Annotated in this window: 15 protein-coding genes; 4 read left to right on the top strand and 11 right to left on the bottom strand. The window is 45.6% G+C overall.

The window, feature by feature from the left end:
- The 8 genes from LZZ85_RS26920 to LZZ85_RS26955 form a co-directional block, all read right to left on the bottom strand.
- A partial coding sequence (locus tag LZZ85_RS26920) for a TldD/PmbA family protein (RefSeq protein WP_237876960.1) occupies window positions 1-1,637 on the bottom strand: 1,637 nt, incomplete at its 3' end.
- Window positions 1,638-1,787: 150 nt separating this feature from the next.
- Window positions 1,788-3,125 (bottom strand): TldD/PmbA family protein, encoded by a 1,338-nt coding sequence (locus LZZ85_RS26925; RefSeq protein WP_237876963.1) that lies wholly within the window; start codon window positions 3,123-3,125, stop codon window positions 1,788-1,790.
- A 114-nt stretch (window positions 3,126-3,239) separates the two neighbouring features.
- Window positions 3,240-4,871, bottom strand: coding sequence for a TldD/PmbA family protein (locus LZZ85_RS26930; RefSeq protein ID WP_237876965.1), 1,632 nt, complete (start codon window positions 4,869-4,871; stop codon window positions 3,240-3,242).
- Between the two features lie 190 nt (window positions 4,872-5,061).
- Window positions 5,062-6,843: a hypothetical protein gene (locus LZZ85_RS26935; protein ID WP_237876967.1), complete on the bottom strand. Its 1,782-nt coding sequence runs from the start codon at window positions 6,841-6,843 to the stop codon at window positions 5,062-5,064.
- Between the two features lie 5 nt (window positions 6,844-6,848).
- Window positions 6,849-8,966, bottom strand: coding sequence for a DUF4175 domain-containing protein (locus LZZ85_RS26940; protein WP_237876969.1), 2,118 nt, complete (start codon window positions 8,964-8,966; stop codon window positions 6,849-6,851).
- Window positions 8,959-10,383 carry a BatA domain-containing protein gene (locus LZZ85_RS26945; protein ID WP_237876971.1) on the bottom strand — a complete coding sequence of 475 codons (1,425 nt, stop codon included), beginning with the start codon at window positions 10,381-10,383 and terminating at the stop codon, window positions 8,959-8,961. The genes LZZ85_RS26940 and LZZ85_RS26945 overlap by 8 nt, the downstream gene beginning before the upstream one ends.
- A 28-nt stretch (window positions 10,384-10,411) precedes the next feature.
- Window positions 10,412-11,290, bottom strand: coding sequence for a DUF58 domain-containing protein (locus tag LZZ85_RS26950; RefSeq protein ID WP_237876973.1), 879 nt, complete (start codon window positions 11,288-11,290; stop codon window positions 10,412-10,414).
- A 114-nt stretch (window positions 11,291-11,404) separates the two neighbouring features.
- Entirely contained in the window at window positions 11,405-12,400 is a 996-nt protein-coding gene (locus LZZ85_RS26955) for an AAA family ATPase (RefSeq protein ID WP_237876975.1), read from the bottom strand.
- A 376-nt stretch (window positions 12,401-12,776) separates the two neighbouring features.
- Here LZZ85_RS26955 and LZZ85_RS26960 point away from each other — a divergent pair, with 376 nt between their 5' ends.
- Window positions 12,777-13,403 carry a DUF4159 domain-containing protein gene (locus tag LZZ85_RS26960; RefSeq protein WP_255724363.1) on the top strand — a complete coding sequence of 209 codons (627 nt, stop codon included), beginning with the start codon at window positions 12,777-12,779 and terminating at the stop codon, window positions 13,401-13,403.
- A gap of 225 nt (window positions 13,404-13,628) precedes the next feature.
- Here the strand turns inward: LZZ85_RS26960 and LZZ85_RS26965 are convergent, their stop codons facing one another.
- From LZZ85_RS26965 to LZZ85_RS26975, 3 genes are all read right to left on the bottom strand, one after another.
- Window positions 13,629-14,654: a fatty acid desaturase gene (locus LZZ85_RS26965; protein ID WP_237876978.1), complete on the bottom strand. Its 1,026-nt coding sequence runs from the start codon at window positions 14,652-14,654 to the stop codon at window positions 13,629-13,631.
- A 555-nt stretch (window positions 14,655-15,209) separates the two neighbouring features.
- On the bottom strand, window positions 15,210-17,492 hold the full coding sequence (locus tag LZZ85_RS26970; protein ID WP_237876980.1) for a polysaccharide lyase 6 family protein: 2,283 nt from the start codon (window positions 17,490-17,492) through the stop codon (window positions 15,210-15,212).
- A 4-nt stretch (window positions 17,493-17,496) separates the two neighbouring features.
- Window positions 17,497-18,534, bottom strand: coding sequence for a LacI family DNA-binding transcriptional regulator (locus tag LZZ85_RS26975; protein ID WP_237876982.1), 1,038 nt, complete (start codon window positions 18,532-18,534; stop codon window positions 17,497-17,499).
- Between the two features lie 327 nt (window positions 18,535-18,861).
- Here LZZ85_RS26975 and LZZ85_RS26980 point away from each other — a divergent pair, with 327 nt between their 5' ends.
- Genes LZZ85_RS26980 through LZZ85_RS26990 form a run of 3 tightly spaced genes read left to right on the top strand, consistent with a single transcriptional unit; the run spans window position 18,862 to window position 22,239 of the window.
- Entirely contained in the window at window positions 18,862-19,617 is a 756-nt protein-coding gene (locus tag LZZ85_RS26980; RefSeq protein ID WP_237876984.1) for an SDR family NAD(P)-dependent oxidoreductase, read from the top strand.
- A 51-nt stretch (window positions 19,618-19,668) separates the two neighbouring features.
- On the top strand, window positions 19,669-21,837 hold the full coding sequence (locus tag LZZ85_RS26985) for a heparinase II/III domain-containing protein (RefSeq protein WP_237876986.1): 2,169 nt from the start codon (window positions 19,669-19,671) through the stop codon (window positions 21,835-21,837).
- Between the two features lie 54 nt (window positions 21,838-21,891).
- Window positions 21,892-22,239, top strand: coding sequence for a cupin domain-containing protein (locus tag LZZ85_RS26990; RefSeq protein WP_237876988.1), 348 nt, complete (start codon window positions 21,892-21,894; stop codon window positions 22,237-22,239).
- Window positions 22,240-22,246: the final 7 nt, after the last annotated feature.

A 22,246-nucleotide genomic window follows, 5' to 3' on the forward strand; every position in this document is an offset into this window, starting at 1 on the left:
ATACTCCTAGCCGTATTGATCACATTCACGCCACTGAACAATGCGGTAGACGAGCCATGCGATACTGCGCTTGATTGGGAAGGTTGTCCTTTGCCATCATTGAATGTGCCGAATAAACGATAATCATCTTTATCGGCGATATCAGTCATAGCATTCCAGAATTCCTGCGTGTTGGATTGATAGGCAACATCTTTAAGCATACCGGTGATCTGTCCGTTTTTGATCTCATAGAAAACCTGTCCGCCGAACTGGAAATTATAGCGTTGTTGATCGATAGAGTAGGAGCCGCGTCCCGCGATAAAAATTCCTTTCTCTACTTTCTTAATGATGTCATTCACCGAACGTTTATTGGGGTTTGGCATCAGTGATACATTCGGCATTCGTTGGAACTGCACGCTATCCCAGCTGTCTGCATAGCAGCATCCCTGTGAAGCATTCAGTCCAAGGATATGTGCCTGATCGCGGATGGTTTGATAGTTTACAAGTGTACCATCTTTGATAATATCCCAGGTGCCGGCTTTCACCCCTTCATCATCATACCCGATCGCGCCAAGCGAACCTGGTTCAAGACGATCTGCTTTTACATTGACCAGTTTGCTGCCATAGTTGAACTTGCCCGTTTTCCATTTATCCAGTGTAAGAAAACTTGTTCCGGCATAGTTGGCTTCATAACCAAGTACGCGATCAAGTTCAGTCGGGTGACCGGTTGATTCATGAATAGTAAGACCGAGATGCGTTGGGTCCAGTACAAGATCATACTTGCCAGGTTCAACAGATTTTGCAGTGATCTTTTCAGCTACATGACCTGCTGCGGCGATTGCATCTTCAAGCATGTCATAGCGGCCTTTGTACAATGTCAGCGGTCCGTTCTTCAATTTGTTTTCAGGGCCTGCAAGCATGTATTCGTACCCCATTCCCATGGGAGCAGACAGTGCATCACGCGTTTCGAATTTACCGGTTGAACGGTCAATTTTTGTCACAGTGAATGTTGGCCAGATACGGTGTATATCCTGGTCGATATAAGAGCCATCGCTGCTGGCAAAGAACTTTTGTTCATTCACCATAAAAATGCTTGAGTTAACGAAGTTGACACCGGCTTTCAGCGCAGAATCATTTACGGAAAGCAGGAGGTCTACTTTTTCCTTTACAGGAATTTCAAAGGCGTTTTTCTCAACGGGTGTTTTCCAGCTTACCTCTCCAAAGCCTTTCTGAGGTGCAAGCTGAACGGGTTCGGTCAGAAGTTTTGCATTTCCTTTCGCGATAGCAACAGCGAGTTCAGCCGTTTTTACGATGCTGGCATTATCCATTTTTTCTGAGGCGGCAAATCCCCAGCTGCCATTGGCGATCACGCGGATCCCGATACCAAAGGACTCTGTATTGGCAACTCCCTGCACTCGTCGATCTCTTGCCAGTACAGATTGATTGAGGTATCTGCCGATCCGGACATCTGTATAAGTGGCTCCTTTTGCTTTTGCAGCATTCAGTGCAATATCTGCCATCCGCTTTTTCTCTTTCACATCAATAAATCCTTCGAGCAGACGTTGTTCGGGAACGGACATTCCTTTAGCACTGAATCCTGTGAGGAATGCTGCTGTGGTGCCCATGCCGGCGAGAGAGATGAAGTCTCTTCTTTTCACGGTAATGTTTTTATTGTTGACTGGCGCAGGGTTCCCGCGGATTTACGCTGATCAGGCGCAGATACGGAGATAATAGAGAAAGACTGCTAAGATCTGCGTGTCTGCGGATTGATCTGCGCTTATCTGCGGGACCCTACGCCAGGCGATTATTTAAATAGCATCCGACAATGACGTAAATGTAAAATCTCTGATCTTCATCGGCGGAATAATAGAAGAGCCGCTGCGTACCGGTTTGCCGAGTTCTTCCACATTGTTGAGCATGATGATCGGGCTTTCGTTAAAACGGAAATTCTTGATCGGGAATTTGATCTGGCCGTTCTCAATGTAAAATGTTCCGTCACGTGTGAGGCCTGTTTGTACGAGTGTTTGCTGATCCACCATACGGATATACCAGAAACGGGTTACAAGAATTCCTTTCTCTGTATTCTTGATCAGATCGGCTGTAGATGCAGTTCCACCTTCCATGATCATGCCGCCACCGCCAAAGCGGCCACCGCCAGGACCAGGTAAAGGTTTAACGCCGCTCTTCTGCGCCCAGTAACGGCTCACAGCAAGATTCTTTACTACACCTTTATCCACCCAAATGGTTTTTTCAACAGGCAACCCGTCGCCGCTCCAGGTAGAACCTGGCAGTTCAGCATTCATCGGGTCACTGTAGATCGTTACTTTCTCGTCGAACAGTTGCTCTCCGAGACGGGTGCCACCGCCTTTTTTACTCATGAAGCTGCGACCTTCATCAGCGCTGCGCATGTCAAACCCACGGATGATACCGCCAAGCATATCATTTGCCGCAAGCGGTTCAAGGATCACCGTGTAGCGTCCGGGTTCAATTGCTTTAGCGCCAGCCGAGCTGGTTGCTTTGTTTGCCGCAATTTTAGTGAGCGCAAGGGTGTCCAGTTTTTTTACATCGTTGTAGCTATGGTCAACATAGCCAGAACCTGTTCCTTCCTGGTTACGGATCGTAACAGAGAAAGACACGTTTGTACTTTTATTGTAGGCAAACAATCCTTTTGAGTTTGCAACAGCCCGGAAGCCTGCGGAGTTCTCAAGGAATCCGGCTGCTTCAAGTTTGGCATCTTTTGCCACTTTCAGACTTTGTGCAACCATATCTGCTCTTGATGAAGGGCTCATTGCAGCCGTTGAATCCAGAAATCCGATCGACTCTTTGAATTCTGATTGTCCGAGCAATGGCATGTATTCGGGGTTTTCCGGAGAGAGTCTTGCGAGCTCTTCTGCACGGCGAACTACTTTTTCAAGCGATGCATCATCAAATTCATTGATACTGGCATTGCCCGTTCTTTTCCCAAATGATGAGCTAACGCTCAGGCTGAGGTTACTTACTTCACCCGCTGTTGAAACGGCATTACGCGCATAACGGATGTTACCGCTCTGCTGTCCGCTAAGTGATACCTCTGTTTCGTCGGCTTTAGCGAAGCTCAACACTTTTTTTAGTATTGTTTGTGCTTCGTCTTTACTAAGAATAGCCATAAGTGTCCTATGATTTTTAAATGTTTTCTAATTGAATTCAAAAGTAAAAAGTAAAAAAATGCCCGATACGGCATGGTGCTTCTGGTTGAAGATTTTTGTTTTATACTTTTTACTTTATCCGATGCTTCTCGCTGTGTTGATCACGTTGATCCCATTGAAACGGGTGGTTGAACTTCCGTGTGATACGGCACTGCTCTGACCTGGCTGGCCTTTACCATCGTTGAATGAGCCACCAAGTGCATAGTCGCTTGAATCGCAGATAGCAGAAACAGAGTTCCAGAACTCCTGCGTATTTGCCTGGTATGCTACGTCATTCAGCATGCCGGTGATCTTGCCGTTTTTGATCTCGTAAAAGTTCTTACCGCCAAACTGGAAGTTATAGCGTTGCTGATCGATAGAGTAGGAGCCATCGCCAATGATGTAAATTCCCTTTTCTACATTTTTGATCATATCATCCACGCTAAGCTTGTCTTTACCTGGTCTTAAAGACACGTTCGGCATTCGTTGGAACTGAATATCATCCCATCCCTGCGAATAGCAGCAACCCTGGGACGCGTTCAGTCCAAGGATATGCGCCTGGTCGCGGATGGTTTGATAGTTCACCAGTATCCCGTCTTTGATCAGATCCCACTCGCCACATTTCACTCCTTCATCATCCCAGCCCACTGCGCCAAGAGACCCTTTTTGTGTTTTATCCGCAACGATATTAACGAGTTTGTTGCCAAAATTGAACTTCCCTGTTTTCCATTTGTCCAGCGTCAGGAAACTTGTACCCGCATAGTTTGCTTCATAACCAAGAACACGGTCGAGCTCGGTAGGGTGACCAACAGATTCGTGAATGGTGAGCCAGAGATGGCTTGGATCGAGTACGAGATCGTATTTGCCCGGTTCAACAGATCTTGCTGTGAGTTTTTGCTGAACGTCATTCGTGGCGTTCTTCACGTCTTCCAGCATATCGTAACGGTTTTTGTAACGTGTTACGACACCCTGTATCTTATCTTCAGCGCGGGGGATCATATATTCGTAGCCCATTCCCATCGGGGCGCTCAATGACCCGCGAGACATGAATTTACCTGAACCGCGGTCAATTTTTGTAACAGTGAAGTTTGGGAAAATACGGTGAATATCCTGATCGATATAAGAGCCGTCCGTACTTGCAAAATATTTCTGCTCGTTTACTGCAGAAATACCTGCATTCACAAAGCTTGCGCCGCCGGTGATGGCTGCATCATTCACCTGCATCAGCAGATCAACCTTTTCTTTGATCGGAACTTCAAAAGCATTGATCTCGATAGGCGCTTTCCAGCTTACTTCGCCAAATCCTTTTTGCGGAGCGAGGCGAACAGGTTCTCCCTGGATCTTTGCATTTGCTTTCGCTACCGCCACTGCCTGCTCGGCAGCTTTCGCGATGGCTTCTTTGGTTACCGTATGCGTAGCCGCAAAGCCCCATGAGCCGTTTGCAAGAACGCGGATACCAACACCATAGTTTTCTGTATTGCTTACGCCCTGCACTTTTTTGTCGCGTGTTGCAACAAACTGACGCAGGTACCTTCCGATGCGCACATCAGCATAGGTGGCACCTTTTGATTTTGCAGCATTGAGAGCAACGTCTGCCAGTTCTTTTGTAATGGCAGCATCTACTCCCTGAAGGGCTTCTGCCGGATCGATGCTTCGTGCAAAAGCCGGGACAACCAATGAGCCCAGGCCCATCATGCCCGTGTAACGAATAAAGTCTTTCCTTTTCAAAGTTTGTTCCTCCTGTTTTTGAGAGTGATTGTATTTGTTTTGGTTTAGGTCAGATCACCGTGTGCAGACATGGACCGCGGACGGTCGCTGATTGTTGTTTATCGTTTATTCTTTTATCAATGAAATTATGCGTTGCCTCTTTTTATGTCGGATAATTTTCAGCCGAAAGCATCGTCTGTGGTCCGCCAGTTTATCCTGCCGCCCTTCTTTCCCACCACAAAAACGAACATGCGATCAGCAAGCCTGCATAGAAGAACCAAACCGGAACCTGCTTCGTTTCTGTTATTATTTTGTTTCGCGTACCAATTGCAGATGTTTGCTTTTCCGCATGCATGATGTTGCTGCTGATCTGTGCCTTTGCTTTGGCGGCAGACCAGTCTTTGTCTTCAAAAACATATATGCTAACGGTGTCTGTGCTGGATAAGGTTTGCCATCCCGGGGTAGCAGGCCACCAGTTGCCTGTCCACGTATCGGGAAGATAAGGCGTTTGATCGGTATAAAGATCACCGGAGGTCGTCTTTATGACCGGAGGCATCGGATTGTTTTTCTCGAGGGTAAGTCTTACTTCACTGTCAACTGTCGGAAAAGCCGGGGAATATCGCCAGGTCGTTTCCTTTTTTTGCGTACGGCCTGCTTTGCTGATCAACAAAGACCAGAAAGACGAATAGCTGCCCATTGTACCGGATAAAACCCAGCTGTAGGTGGTGCCTGCCGTGTTCAGGATCACTTTTCCTTTACCCGAGAGGCGGCAGGCGGTGATCACTGATTGGTGCTCATCGGTTACAAGTTGTTGCGCAACCGGATCAGGCTGTATTGCAAACCAGTCTTCTGCAGACAGCTGATTTTTTTGCGGTGCATTGCCTGACCACGACAAGTTACGCTTTGCTGTTTGCCCGATCACCTGTTTCCGCAGAATGAATGGTCGCGAAAAGCTGCTGAGCGAACGGTTGCTATCGCTCTGAATGATCAACCCTGTTCCTTTATCGATCTGTGATCTTAAGGCTGCCGCTGCAGACGGGGATAATTCCGCCAGGGCATTATCATCTGCGATCAGCAGGTCAAACGTTTCAAGAACCGAAGCGTTGATCGTATTCAACGCGGTTGCTTTCATGTTCAGGAACTGGTGGTCGTATTTGTCGCGACTGACCGTATTGCGTATGGCCACCGGATAATTATTTTCATACAGCCAGGTTCCAAGAAATTTGTTTTCAAAACCGGGAGAAGAGCTCAGCAACAGGATCCTCGGTTTTCCGATCGGATGTATGATCACCGGAAGTTTTTCTACTGATACAATTCTACCGTTGCGGATAGCCTGTAATTCATAGATAGTGTTGCCATTGTGTGACGGTTGACAGGCAAGAGAAAAGGATTGGCTACTGTCTTTCTGTATATTGACTGAATCCAGTGAAGTACCAAGCCCGGTTAGTACAACTTTGAGATCCTCGCCACCATAATTGTTGTAAACGCCTTGCACCTGGAACTGTCCTCCTCTTGCAATGGATCGCGGCCAATCGGCATGTATGATGCCACCGGGCTCCGATGGTGGCGTGTAACTGGAGTTGATCTTATGTTCTTTCAATATCTCCCATTCATACGGCATGATGCCGTTGCCGGTTATATGGATCGAGTTGATCCCGTCAGCATGTTTGCTGAGATAGATTGGCAGATCCGGAATAAATGTTATGTCCGGCGAACTGCTTTGCTGATCAGTAGTGATATGTTTATACGAACTAAATGAGTCCGGTTCGCTTTCTGCACCCGGTGTGACCAGGACAAGTATTTGAGAAGAGGGCTTCTCTTTTGTGGTTGTGAAGGCGACCGGAATAAAAAGAAGCGCAAGCGAAGTGATGGCCAGCACAGACATAATGATCCTCATTGCAAGCCATGAGCGGTTTGATCTTTTTATTTCTTTCCGGATAAGAAATAAAAGAAGCAGAGCGGATAATATGATAACGATGTATTCCTGCTTCATCGTAGCTATTGGTTCAATTTTTTAAAGTAATGATCGGCCAGGCTTCCTGATCTGTTATTAGTTTTCCGGGGCAACTCCACATCACTTATGATGATCTGCTGTAATGCTTTTTGTATAGAAAGAATATCCTGTTTTGACGCAGAAGCGGGAGCAGCCATCACCGACCTGACTGCGCTCAATGCCGGAAGAAAAAAGACAGGCTGAGCCATTGCTTTTTCACTGATGGCTTTTTCTGCGGCAATCAGAGCTTGCTGATCTTCTATTGGTAATTGTTTTTTCTGCTTTAACATTTCAAGTGCCGTAACTGCATTTCGAAGTTGCTCCAGCTGTTTATCTTCAGCTGTTTGCTTTGGTGGTTGACTGGCGGGATCGATCTTTTCCAGTTTACCGGTCAGTCTTTTTTCAGGTTTTAAGGGTGGCATCCTGATAGATGTTTTGCTGACATATGCTCTCGACTTCTGTTGCAGGTCTTTTAATAGGCGCAATGCTTTATATTGATATGGCAACGCTTCGGCGGGAACATAGGTGCGTAGTTTCAATTCACTGTTCCACATTTCAGTAAGTATTGCTTTCAGTTGCGCTTTTTGCTGAGGCTCAAAAAAAGTAGCATCTTCTGCATTATCATGTTTGTGTGCATACTGATCGATCATAGCCTGGACATCTCCATAAGCAGGTTCTTCACCGGCACCATGATCATGACCGTCATCCGGGCTGTGACCTTCTCCTCCGCTTTCATTTTCTTCGACCAGGAATTTTCCATACCGAAGACGAAGCAGTTTTTGCTCAATGCCAAGCTGATTGCTCCGTGTATTGAACGTGTCTTTGCTTACAGAAGATTGTTCTTTCAACAGTTTCTCCGTGTCTATAATGATCTGGCGCTGGCTTCGGAAATATTCCGGAAACTGGTCCACGCCTGAATCCATGCCGGACAGGCTCAATAATTCAGCAGTATCAGGAAGGGAGATAAAATACATATCCGACCGGCTTTCCTGCCCATGATTATCCGTCGCTTTTATATAGAAATACAGTTCGTCCCCTCCCTGTAATCCCATGGATGCGAGATCGATCAGCTTCGATGTTTCTATATTTTTTTGTCCATTGAATTGAACAGGGAGGCTGAGCTGTTGTTCTTTGAAACTTACGCTTTCACCTTTACCGCTTGCTTTTGTAGCGATGATCAGCGCATTGCTGATCCCGTAATCGTCGCTGATCTGGAGGCGAAGGTTACTGACAGGTTTGCGGCCTGGTTCAATCGTTGTGTATTGTTGTGGTGAAATGATCCGGATGTTTGCCGGCTGGTCATGTATCACTTCCAGTGTATACAGGGCCGAACTGTTGCCAGCAAGCTCCAACTGGTAAAACCCTGCTTCTTTGACCAGCCTGTTCAGGGTCCACTCATTGGTATTGGTGCGTTTTAGCGCAACGCTTTCTTTATTGTTAAAACGGAGATGTACGGAATCGATCTCTCCAGTCGTTTTGATTAACCAGCTTACCTGGCTGCCCTCTTCAACTTTCAGTGAAAACTGTTCCTGTTCGCGCTTTTGCATGCGGGTGTAAGAAGGAGGGGTGATCATCACCGAAAACATTTTGATCCCGGGGGGGATGATCTCTTTCTCGTTTGGTGAAAGAGTATTTTTTATTTGGTCATGATCAACGTTGTTCAGGAAATGTGCTTTTGCGGTTATTGCTATAACGCAAACCACCAGTATGGAGGTGAAAGTCAGCGCCGCCTTTTTTAATGGCCTGAGCAAATCGCTGGGGGTAGTGATCCGGAGGATCTCTTTTTCGATCTTTTGTTTCTGCAATTGTTGTAAGAGAGTAAGCGAATCTGCGGGCGCCAGCAATAGCTGGCTGCTTTCTTCAAGCTGAGGATAGGTCCGGTTCAGAAAGCTCGCAATATTTTCGTTCGATATACGTCTGAATGGACGAAGCAGGTAAACAATGATAAATGCCAGGGTTGCCATTGGCGCGACGGACCACCATCCAACTTTTGCAAAAATGTTCAATGCAGTGGCCAGTAGCAATGCAAAGGCAAGTCCTGAAAGCAACGCACCGGAAAGAAAATTCCGCTGCCACTTTCGCCTGAGCATTTCGATGATATGATGACCTTTTTGCTCAGCCATTTTTTTGTTTTAATTGATGATGAGCAATGATCCTTTCCAGGGTAAATACCGCAAAAACTGCGATCCATAACAAAAAGGAGAGGTCTGTTTTATTCAGGAAACCTGCATCAGCAGTAATGCCATTCTGTTTTTTATCAACGTGACGGGGCATTGATTGCTCCAGAGATATCTGACGAAGGTCTTTACCAGTGTATGCCGGAGACGCCAGGACGATCGGGAGCAGCAGACGTGCAAGACTTTCATTCCAGACAATATCTGTCCATTGGGGATTAAAGCGGCTATTGAAATAGATGATATGTTTTCCCGCTATTGTTTCTTCACTCAGAATATTCCTTCCATTAGCAAGTTTCCATACAGCCAACCCTTTGGATCCTGCTGATGCATACTGATAGAACAGGTCCTGATCTTTACCGTCCAGAATGGAAGATCCGTTATTTGCTGTGGACGATTTTTTTACTAGTGATGAATCGGTATGTTCATATCGGACAATGGTGCCTCCGGCTGCGAGTGTGTTCATGATCTTCTCACCGGGCTCCGAGTCCTGCAGCCAGAAAATAGCCTGCTTCGAAGCTGTGTCTCCGCTGTGATTAATCAAAATATTTCGACCTGTATAGGAAGCGATGGCGGAGAGCGCTGCACTGAGGTATTTTGCATCTGTGCTGTTAGCTCCTGCGTAGATGCTCACATTGATCGTCCGGGACTTATTGATTTGAGTCGATGAATTTGTAGCAACATTTTCGAAGTAGCTCCCGGTACCAGAGCTGATCTTATTAAGGGCCATTGATTGTCCATCGGCATCTACATAGGTATCAACAGTTATTGTGTCGGCTTTTAATGGCCGGTTGATGGAGATCCAATAAAGCTCAAGCTGAGCGGAAGGACGTTTTCCTGCAAAATGAGCGGCGGATAGATCAGAAATAATATAAACAGGAAATTTGGGAGGAAGTGCTGCATCCAGATACCGGATATAAGACCAGTAATTTTGAACAGCAGGTTGATTTTGTTCATACTTCCCAGTATCACTTAATGTTAGTGTGTTGATCTGGGGGGAAAGATTGCGCAATTCAAATCCTTTTTTCAGGAGGGAATCAATAAGGTATTGTTGCTGTTGATATGCTGTTGCGAGTTCATGTTCGTTGATGATGATCCAACCAGCCTTGTTCTTTTGTTGCTGATTATTCCAGTAAGGTTGGGCAAGTAATGCAGCAACGAGAATGATCAGTAAACACCTCAAAAGGAGCAGTGGCCATTCCGTGATCCTGAAATTCCTGGATGTCGTTTTTGCATTTTCTGTGAGCAATGAAATGCTGCCCACCTTCAATGTTTGCCCCTTTCGTTTATTCCACAAGTGTATCAGCACCGGAATGATCACCGCTGCAGAAGCAAATAGGGCTATGGGGTTGAATAGTTGAAACAAGCTTACTGATCATTTTGCAGAAAGGTTGTTAATATCCTTTACTGCGCTTATATAAAAAATCCCGCAAGGCTTCGTCTATGGGTTGATCCATAATCAGGAGCCGGTGATAAATACGTTTTGACAATAATTCATGCCGGATGCTTTCCAGGTGTTTCGCCAGCGCATCTTTGTATGTTTTCGGTGCGCCGGCTTTTATATCTATGGTAGCTCCGGTTTCAAGGTCTTCCAGTGTTGTATATCCTTTATAATCCAGCGTCATTTCATTTTTCCCCATGATCTGCAGTACGATGATCTCGTGACGTAATGCATTGAGCAGATCAAGCAGTTTATACATTTCATCTTTCTCCTGGTACATATCCGTGATGAATACCAGTAGTTCCTTTTTTCTTCCGCCTGAGTAAATGTCTTTATAGTGAACAGGGTGAGTGAACTTTCCTTTTGGACCGGCCTGTTCAAGTTCATGGCATAACCTGTTCAGGTTTTGAAAACCCTGTCTCGCTGCAAGCGAGAAGATGCCGCCTTCTTTTAGTGTGTACAGGCCGACTGAATCACCTTGCATATTTGCCAGGTAAGCGAGACTGGCCGCGAGATACCTGGCATACTCCATTTTGGAATAGTTGCCATCACGGTGATCCATCGACGCGCTTGTGTCAACCAGTAACCGCAGGCTGATATTCGTTTCCGTTTCAGATTCACGGATATAATACCGGTCGCTGCGAGCAAACATCTTCCAATCCAGCCAGCGAAGATCATCACCCGGCATATAGGTCCTGTACTGGCTGAACTCCATACCCGTTCCTTTTGCAGCGCTTTTATTGGCGCCACTCATAAAACCGTCGATCGTTGTTTTCGCCGCGAGCGGAAGGTTTTTGATGGAAGTGAGTATGTAGGATTCCAGCAGGGACATGAGTAAGATGGGAAATTTTAAGTTTAAAGGGTTAGCTCAATAGTTTGGTAGCAATTGTGTCCGGGTTAAACGATCGAACTTCGCAACAGTCAAGCGATCAAACCATTAAATTTCTCAAAGCGTTTTTGGCCTTCCGATCACTTTGATCAGCTCTTCCGTTACTTTATCAGAACTGATATTGTCTGCTTCCGCTTTAAAGTTCATTAACACGCGATGACGGAGAACGGGGTATGCCATTGTTTGAATATCGTCCATGGTGACTGCATAGCGGCTGTGCAATAGTGCACGGGCTTTCGCTGTCAGGATCAGTGCCTGACCGGCACGTGGTCCGGCGCCCCATCTCACCCATTCTTTGACATAGCTGATGTCCGTGGTGTCAGGACGGGTAGCGCGGATCAATTTACCTGCATAGGCTGTCAGGTCATCATTGATCGTTACTTCTCTGACGAGTGATTGCAGCTGTCTGATCTCTGCACCATTCACTATTGCATTGACAGTGGTTTTTCTGGTGCCGGTTGTATTGGCAAGGATCTGTAATTCTTCCTGTTCTGTAGGATATCCAATCTTAACGTATAACAAAAAACGGTCGAGCTGAGCTTCAGGCAGGGGATAGGTGCCTGCCTGTTCGATCGGGTTTTGCGTAGCAAGAATAAAAAATGGCCTGTCCAGCTGGTATGTCTTACCTGCGTAGGTAACTTCAAACTCCTGCATTGCTTCGAGTAATGCAGATTGTGTTTTTGGAGGAGTCCGGTTGATCTCATCTGCCAACAATATGTTAGCGAAGATAGGGCCGCGGGTGAAGGTGAATACCCGTTTACCTGTAGAGGCATCATCCTCCAGGATCTCTGTGCCGATGATGTCTGTTGGCATCAGATCAGGGGTGAACTGGATGCGCCGGAAGGGAAGATGCAGGGCTTGCGCAAGTGTGCGTACCATCAGGGTTTTTGCAAGTCCGGGAACACCTTCGAGCAAACAATGCCCGCCGGCAAGAAGTGCGACAAGTATTTCTTCCAGCACGATGTCTTGCCCTACAATCACTTTTTGTATCTCACGCTTTAATGAAGATACTTTTTGCAATAAACCTTCAACCGTTGATTCTGTCAGTTCCAAAGCAGTTTGTTTTTAAAAAATAAAACAGGGGTTATGCCGGCAATATTCCAACAAGTGTAAAAGTTTCAGAAGTTGAGGTCCGGCTTCGCTCCAGGATAATTATACTAATATCCTAAACGACTAAACTATTAAACAATAGAACTATTAAACTTGTAAACTGTCCTCCCGGCTGCTAACGAAATCAGATTAAATTCCGTCGGGTTGGAAGTTCGATCATTTTGACGTTATTCAGGATGATTTCTTTTGCGATCTGATTAAAATTTGGTGTTTTTTTGCGATAAAACATCACATGTTGAAAAAAGTGAAACTCATGTGGTGAAATTCATGTTCGATAGCGAATGATGCAGTATCTTAGGCGATCAGGGTACGGAAGGTTATGATTAAAAGCAGACGTTTTACTTTCTCCAGAATACGATATCACTCCGGTGATTGGGATACGGATCAGCGTATGCCAACAAATCTATTGAACTCACTCGTGGAGTATACTACCATTCCTGTAAATCAGCAGGAGCGTATCGTGGATCTCGACAGTGAAGAATTATTCAGTTCACCATTTTCCTATCTCAGTGGTCACAAGCTGGTTCAGTTCAGCGCGAAAGAGAATGCTTATTTCAAAAAGTATATCCAGAATGGAGGCTTTGTGTTCGTGGATGATTGCAATCATGATATAGATGGACTGTTTGCAAAATCTTTCGAAGCGCAAATGGCTGCTACATTTGGTCAGCAGGCGTTGAAAAAGATCCCGAATGATCACGAGCTGTATCGTTCTTTTTTTCAGTTTGAGAAAGGGCCGCCTCCTACATCATTTGAATTGAATGGATGGGGTGATGATCTGATCCATGACTACTTAAAAGCCATTGAGATCAATGGCCGGATCGCTGTGCTGTATAGCAATAAGGATTACGGCTGTGAGTGGGACTACGACTTCCGCAACAAGCGTTTTATGGCGGAGGATAACACGAAGTTTGGGATGAATATTATTATGTATGCGATGAAAGCGTGAATCGTTGATCGTTGACCGGAATTCAAGCGAGGTGGAATAAATTGGATCTTCGTGTACAAATTAAAGCGTGGGGCTATCGTTGATAAACGATAGCCCCACGCTTTTAATTTGTGTCGGTCAACGGTCAACGGTCAACGGTCAACGGTCAACGGTCAACGGTCAACGGTCAACGGTCAACGGTCAACGGTCAACGGTCAACGGTCAACGGTCAACGGTCAACGGATCTCAGCTCAATTCTTCCGGCGCAGCCATATCCGCAGGCATGTGTGGTGCTTTGGCGGAACGTTTGCCACGTTTTTCACGCGCGGTGCGTGAGTAAACGGAGAGGCTTCCGTCAAACAGGAAGCGAAAGAGCAGACCCGTGTATGATGTGTGAAATCCTAATGTTGTATAATAGCTGCCAGCGATCTGTTTTACTTTTGGCAGTTTGTTCCAGGGAACGGAAGGGAAATCATGGTGCTCGTTGTGATAACCCACGTTGAGGTTGGTGACGTTCAACGGGCCGTAATAACTTTTCGTTTCCTGTTCGCCGTGAGTAAGGAAATGCTCCTGGATCCATCTTGCACCAAGTGGGTGAAGACCTACCGAGAAGAAAAAACTGGCAAGCAGGAATACTGCAGCTTTTGCTCCAAGAAAATAAATGATCGCAAACATGAATGCGGCTTGAACCAGCCAGTTGATCAACGTCCATGTGTCAAACAACTTGATCTCCTTCAGGCGCATGGGACGCAGCATCTGGAAGATCGGATAGAATAACAACCACACCGCTTTTCCGACAGGGGCATTATTGATCAACTTCGCTTCCCACCGGAATGGCATATCTGCATCGAGTTCTTCAACACCCTGGTATGCATGGTGCTTCATGTGATATTTTGCAAATGAAACGGAACTTGGAAATACGTGCGGCAGATTGGCGATCATGCCAGCCCAGATGTTCGCGGTTTTGTTTTTAAAGATCAGGTTATGTGAAGCTTCGTGAATGCATACCCAGAGAGTGTGGCAAAAGAAAGCTCCTACGAAATAAGCAAGTACGATCGTCCAGATCCAGGACAGATCCCATCCAAGGGGAGAGACTCCGAAGGCAAGAGCGACCAGTATTCCAACAGCAACCAGGATTACCAGGAAGGTATAAGGGTTACGCCCGATCAGTTGTCTGATCTCCGGGTGCTTGGTAATGATCTCTTTCGTTCGGGCCTTGTGCGGCTCCACCTCATCCGACCAACGGAAGGACGAAAATTTTTTACGGCTCATGTAGATTTTGCAGGGGTCTAAAGGTGTGAATATAGGTGATTCTTAGAGGTTTTTGGTGTTGGAAATGTAAAAAATGCCCAATGGGGGATAAAAAAAACAGAGAGGGAAGAACAAACGGCAAAAGCCCTCATTACACATGATTTTTTTATCACGGGCATTAAATTTTTCTATAATCCGTTAGCGATAATGAAAGACTGATCTGCCTTGATTTTAAGATCTGGTTGGGACCTGGGCTACTGAAAATCCACCTGTTTAGGAGATCCCTAAGCCGGCGGGGTCAAAAGAGCTTGTCTGGACGCGTTAATTTTTATTGCCCGGCATTCGTGCAGGTGAAATTGTCATGAGGTGTCGATGATAGTTTTAAGTGTTGATATTCAATTAGATTGAATCAGCGTGACTGGGTAGAAGTATCGCAAAGAAAGCTAAGGGACCGCAAAGCACGCAAAGGAGGACCCGTCTTCGAGAATGAATTTTCTGTATACTCTGAGGTCCTGTGCTTCTTTTGCGATGCTTCTATGCCAGCAAAACCGGAAAATATCTTTTGTGTGGCCCGGTTCAATTTGCTTTATCCCTGTTCTCCACAAATCCATTTTCTGCAACTTTTCCGGAGTCTTTAAAAGAATTCCCTTCCAGCAAGTGACGTGCGCGCACTATGTCTTTGTATCCTAAGACCACGCCCTGCGGGTTTGCATTTTTAAAAGTGTTCGAAATGACCTTTGTTTGCTGAACACCGGTGAGTGAGATCAGCGGCTGCGAACCTGGTGTTTTACAGGCCTCAATTGTGTTGTTTTCAAATATGAGTTTCGGCCCCATCGTGCTTTCATCGTTGCCTCCACGGTAAACATTCAGCAATACGCCATTGATGTTTTTTAATTGGTTCTGCCCGATCAAGATCTTCTCGGCATTGTAATAGCCTTTATCATCTTTCTCTTCTGCCATTACGATGATATCTGCATTATTATCGGAGAAGCTGTTGCCCGCGAAGATCACACTATCCGCAACAGTTGATTTATGACTGAAGAAAATGCTTTCGCAACCACGCATCCTGTCAAATCCCTGAACGCCGGATGCCCGCATTTCTATGTTATAGTGGTTTGAAGGGCCGCTTGTATCACTGCAGATAAAACTTTTTGCTTTTACATTACTACCTTCTGCCATGAGATTGTATAGCAGTAAATGGCCGCCACCATTTACCATGAAAACAGCGGGAATAGCCGGTGTTGAAAAACGGATCGTTGCTTTATTGCCATCGAATGTTACATGACTCTGGATCGTAAAAGGTCGATCCAGCATATATTCTTTTCCAGTGAGCTTTATTATTATCGGTTCCTTCCTTCCGATAGCAGCGTATACTTCTTCGGCAGAACTGCATTCTGCTACAGGTACTTGCATTCCTGTCCATCTGCCCTTTGCTGAGGCTCTCAGCCAGACCGGTCCGCTGGCCGTCACTGCATTTTGATACACCGACTGCAGCGTTCCTTTATTGCCAAATCCTACAGCCGCGGGAAGCTTATGACCTAAACGGTTGAGGGCCACTTTTTGAATTGAATCGGGCACAGCTGCACTTTTTTTGCTGATCTGTGCTGGTAATGGAGCTATATTATTGCTTGCAGCCTGAATGGCTGCTTTTACGAAACCTGCCGGCAGTGCCTGTGCAATAGCGCTGCTTGCAGTATTCGAACTGAAGGCGAAACCACTCATGTTATCGGACACACGATAGATGTTTGTGTCTTTTGTATTATAGAAAATATTGTTCGCGAAATAAACATTATCTGGCGGAAGGGTACGTTCTGCATCGCTGCCCTCACAAAAACTGGCGGCACTGCAATTGTAAAATGTATTGTTAGCGATCACAGCATCAGTCACCTGAACATATCGGTGCGCGGGGGAATTTGGTATTCCATTCATTACAGAAAGGGGCGAGCGGAAGTCTACACCTCGACAGGCAAAAAAGAAGTTGTTCACTACCCATTGTCCTTTGTTGATGACGCGAACGCCCCCAGTTCCATCTTTATAGTTGCCAAGGAAGATATTATTTTCAACGGTATTATTGTCGCCGTGACGAAGTACTACGCCGCCCTGGCATTCCCGGAATAAGTTATTCTTCACGATATTTCCACCGGACTTGATCGACACGATCTCCGTTTCTCCATCACACTCTTTAAAATAATTGTCAGTGATGTTTGTGAATGAATTGAATTGGCAATGTTGCGACACACCTACACGGATGATCTCTCCAGAATTAGATGCCAGCGGAGGACGGCCGTCGAAGAGGTTATTATCGATGGAGTGATGGTTCTCGCGGCTTCGTTCATCGTCCAGAATCACGGCGATCAGTACGCCCATGTTTTTCTTGTTTCTGAAATAAGAGTGATCCAACCTGTTGTTTTTACCATAAAATGAGATCCAGTAATTCTCATTCATGCGCTTCACATTATTGAATTCATTGATGGAGCATTCAGTGACGCGGCAATTATTTGCCAGCTGATCTTTGTTCAGCCTGAATTCAATTACAGCATTTGTTCCGGCAAATCCATTTAGAAATTGCAATCCTTTTATGATCAGGTATTGTCCTCCTATTTTAAGATTGGAATGCCCGGTGATCAATACCTGGCCCGGGGTCTGTGCTATGAAAGTGATAGGTTTTTCCTTGGTGCCTTTGCTTCCCAGTCTGAGCATGGCGTCTTTCCATTCTCCATTTGCAAGAATGATCACATCACCTGGTTTTGCATTTTTATCAGCCTGATGAAGTTCAGTTACATTTTTCACAGTGATGGTACCGGCAAACAGCGAAAGGCCCATCAATAAAGCTGGGGTGAGTAGGAGCAATCGTTTCATAAGTTTATTTTGATCGGGTGTTTTTGGGCTGGATCCTTAAGGATGATTCGCGTATATGAAGTTTGGGTTTCAGTGTTTCTTCCACATCGCTCATGTCGCCGTCATGATGCATGCTTTCGATAAAGAGTTTGGCGGCAACTTTTCCGAGTTCGAAAGCCGGCTGATCCACACTGGAAATGCCAGGCGTTACGAGGCTGGTTATAGGTTCATTATTAAAACCTACCAATCCGATGTCATGCGGCATCTTTAGTCCCCGTTCTTTGATAGCGAGCATCGCGCCGATCGCCATACGGTCACTAATGGTGAAAATGGCATCGGGTCTTTTCTTCATGCTGAGCAGCTCCTGTGTTGCAATGAAAGCGTATTGCTGATTGAAATCACAATGAATGATCAGATCGGGATCCGGTTTGAGTTTGTATTTTTTCAACGCAGCGAGATAACCATCCATACGTTCATTGCTGATACCGAGATTTTTTGGACCGGCAAGAATGGCGATGCGTTTATAACCTTGTTCTACCAGGTGTTCTGTGGCCTGAAACCCTCCGTCGAAATTATCAAGCCGTACACGGGGAGCCATCAAAAAGGGTGTGACGCGGTCAAACACTACCATTGGCATCTTTTTCTCCTGGATCTTCTTGAAATGGTCGAACACTTTTGTTTCACTGGATACGGAAATAATAAATCCATCTACAAGACTGTCCAGTAGGCGCCGGGTATTGACGATCTCTCTTCCGAACGACTCATTGCTCTGACAAACCATTACGGTGTAACCGGCTTCGAGTGCAACCTCATCAATACCTTTCACCATTGACGCCATTACGTAATCCAGGTTGGGAACAATCACGCCGATATTATGTGTTTGCTTTTGTTTGAGGCTTAGAGCAAGCTTGTTTGGTTGATAATTGAGCTCTTCAGACAGCGCCATTACGGCTTTCCTGGTTTCGATGTTTACATCTGGAGCGTTGCGCATTGCACGTGATACAGTAGAGGTTGAAACGTTCAGCGTCCTCGCAATGTCTTTGATCGTTGCCGGTTTATCCATATAGCAGGTATGAACGGTAAAGCTAATCGAAACTTCATTACGGAAATCCCGGTAGCGTTGCCGGTAACGATGCCGGGATTGAAAAAATATAAAAATCGCGACCGATCTCGTTTCCGCTCTGATTTTTATCGCTAAATAGCCGTCTTTTTTTGAAATTTTCGAATATGTATTCCCGGCACGTCTCCCTGTAATCGGCTTAATATTACATCCTGAAGTTTGCCATAAGGATCATTACACCAGCGAAGATCGGTTTGCTTTACCATTTATGCGTTCCTGTTGACTCTCTTCATCTCTATCATTGATCAGATCATTTTTATAAAAACGTATATGAACTCATTACAAGGAAAAGTTGCTATTGTAACAGGTGGTGCGAGAGATATCGGCCGCCAGACTTCTATCAAACTGGCTGCAGCAGGCGTGAAAGTGTGTGTCAATTATAACAGTAATCAACAGGCAGCTGAAGAAACGTTGAACGCGATCAAACAGGCTGGCGGAACTGCTATCGCAGTGAAAGCAGATATGACAAAGTCAGCGGAAGTGTCTTCGCTGATCAATAATTGTGTAGCAGCGTTTGGGGAAAAGATCGACATTCTTGTGAATGTAGCTGGAGGGATCATGGGGCGTAAACCTTTGGCGGATCTCGATGAAGAGTTTTGGGACCTCGTCATAGATGTAAACCTGAAATCCGCTTATCTCGCCGCGCGTGCTGCATTGCCGTATATGAGCACTGGCGGTGCGATCGTAAACTTCGCTTCACAGGCTGCGCGTGATGGCGGCGGCGGCGGAGCGATCGCATATGCTACTGCAAAAGGTGCGGTACTGACCCTTACACGCGGTCTCGCAAAAGAACTCGGGCCAAAAGGCATTCGTGTGAATTGTGTTTCTCCGGGTATGATCAATACTGCATTTCATGATACGTTCACCAAACCAGAGATCAGGGCCAATGTTGCAAATGCCACACCATTAAAAAGGGAAGGCCAGGCTTCTGAAGTAGCCGATCTCGTTCTTTATCTTGCGAGCGACAATGCTTCCTTTATCAATGGAGAAAGTGTAGAGATCAACGGAGGTAGCTATTTTGCTTAATAAATCAGGTCAATTGCGATAATGCTAAGGATACCGGTTATACTGCTTTTTTTGTTTTTGCTGACTGATGTACAGGCACAGCATCCGCTTACTTTTTTTACAAAGGCAGAAGCCGCCAATGTAAAAAAAGAGCTGGACCGATATCCTCTGCTGCTGAAATCTTATAAAGACATCAAAATACAGGTAGATAAGCAGCTCGGAACTGATATCGATGTTCCCGTGCCCAAGGATCCGGCAGGCGGATACACGCATGACAGGCATAAAAGCAATTATATGCTGATGTTCAACAGCGGCATATTATATAATCTTACGGGTGATCTGCGTTATGCAGTACTTGTAAAAAGAATATTGCTGAAATATGCGCTGTTGAATCCAACGCTGAAAAAGCATCCGCAGGCAACAAGCAGTTCTCCCGGCCATATTTTCTGGCAGGCGTTGAATGATGCAAACTGGCTGGTCTATACCGGAATGGCCTATGATCTCGTGCAGAACAGCCTTTCTCCGGCAGAGCGAAAGACGATCGAAGACGGTGCGTTCAAACCAGAAGTTGATTTTATCACAAAAGATCTCAACAGTTGGTTCAACCTGATCCATAATCATGGTGTATGGGCCTGTGCCGGAGTCGGCATTGTTGGCATCGCAACTGATAATAAAGAATACGTCGATATCGCACTGTATGGTACAGCGAAGGATGGAAAGAGCGGCTTCGTTGCTCAGTTGGATGGACTCTTCTCTCCGGACGGGTATTATACCGAGGGTCCATATTATGCGCGGTATGCAATTCTTCCCTATTACATTTTCGCCAATGCGCTGCAGCACGCACGCCCTTCGCTGAAGATATTTGAACATCGTGGGCGGATATTATTAAAAGCATTGCAGGCGGCTTTACAGCAAACAAACACTGATGGGAGTTTCTTTCCTTTTAATGACGCGATAAAAGAAAAAGATTATTCAACCAGCGAGATGATCACCGCTGTTAATATCGCCTGGACGCAATATGGTGCTGACCCGGGTTTGCTGGCAATCGCGAAAAATCAAAAACAGGTAATGCTGAATGGTGGCGGTGCTTCCATTGCCGCAGCATTGACGGGAAAAAATGTTCCGTCTTATTATCCATATAAGTCAGTAGAATATGCGGACGGGGTAAAAGGTGATGAAGGAGGTATAGCATTGATAAGGTCCGGGAAAGAAAAAAAACTTACCACGCTTCTTTTCAAATATACCGCGCATGGTTTGTCACACGGGCATTTTGATAAACTCAATATCAGTTTATATGACCAGGGAAATGAGATCCTGAGTGATTATGGATCCGCCCGGTTTGTTGGCGTTGAGCAAAAATACGGCGGCCGCTATCTGCCCGAAAATGATAAATATGCCGCACAAACAATAGCCCATAACACGGTTGTGGCAGACGAAACGAGTCATTTCAACGGAAGCGAAAAACAGGCGGAGAAGTTTCATGCAAACAAGCAGTTCAGTCATCTTGGAAATCCAGCAGTACAGGTCGTATCTGCTGATGCAGATAATGCTTACAGGGATGTTCGTTTGCAGAGGACTGTTTATATGCTTGGTCTGCCGGGTGAGAAAAAGTTAATGCTGGATGTATTTCATACTTATTCTAATAAAGTGCATCAGTATGATCTTCCGTTCCAGTATAAAGGTCAACTGATCTCTACATCTTTTAGATACCGGGCAGATCAAAACAATCTCCAACCTCTTGGATCAAGGAATGGATACGAATACTTGTGGAAAGAAGCGCAGGCGAGCATTGCGGATACGGTTGCCCAGTTCACGTTTCTGAACGGTCAAACTTACTACACGATCTCCACTCTTGTCAGTGATTCCGCCACACTATTTTTTACCAGAACCGGTGCGAATGATCCCGAATTCAACCTCCGCCGTGAGCCTGCCTTTATCGTTCGTCAGAACGGACAAAACAAAACCTTCATGAGCCTGCTTGAAATTCACGGAAAGATGGATCCGGTGATAGAGATCTCTTCACAGTCGTACCCATCTGTTACCCGGTTAAAGCTGATCCGTGATGATGCGGATTTTACAGTAGTACAAGCAGCGTACGGAGGTAAAGAATTGCTGATCGCTCAAAGCAATAAAGATTTTAAGGATACAGAACATACCATTAGCAATCAGGGAACAGACCTCACATGGAAAGGCCCTTACGCAGTATGGTATGATCATAAACGGATAGGAGTGGAGAAGTGAGATTGCGGAAGCGGCTTTTCCTCTCTGATTATGTCAAATTGAAAAGAATAAATTATGTCAACAACAGATGCAGTGCGGATTTTTATTTCGAATGATGACATACCCTGGGAAGTAGTGGGTGATGGGGTAAGAAGAAAGATCATGTCGTGGGACGACAAACTGATGCTTGTTAAAGTGGAGTTTCAGCGGAATGGTGTCGGAGTGCTTCACCAACACTACCATTCACAGATCACTCATGTGGAGAGCGGTGTGTTTGAAGTAGAGATCGGTGGCGAAAAGAAAGTGCTCAAAGCAGGTGACGCGTATTACATTCCTCCGAATATATGGCATGGATGTGTGTGCATCGAGGCAGGTGTATTGATCGATGTATTCAGTCCGATGAGAGAAGATTTTATCAAATAACGAAGAA

The sequence above is a fragment of the Terrimonas ginsenosidimutans genome (assembly GCF_022012415.1).
Lineage (GTDB): Bacteria > Bacteroidota > Bacteroidia > Chitinophagales > Chitinophagaceae > Terrimonas_A > Terrimonas_A ginsenosidimutans.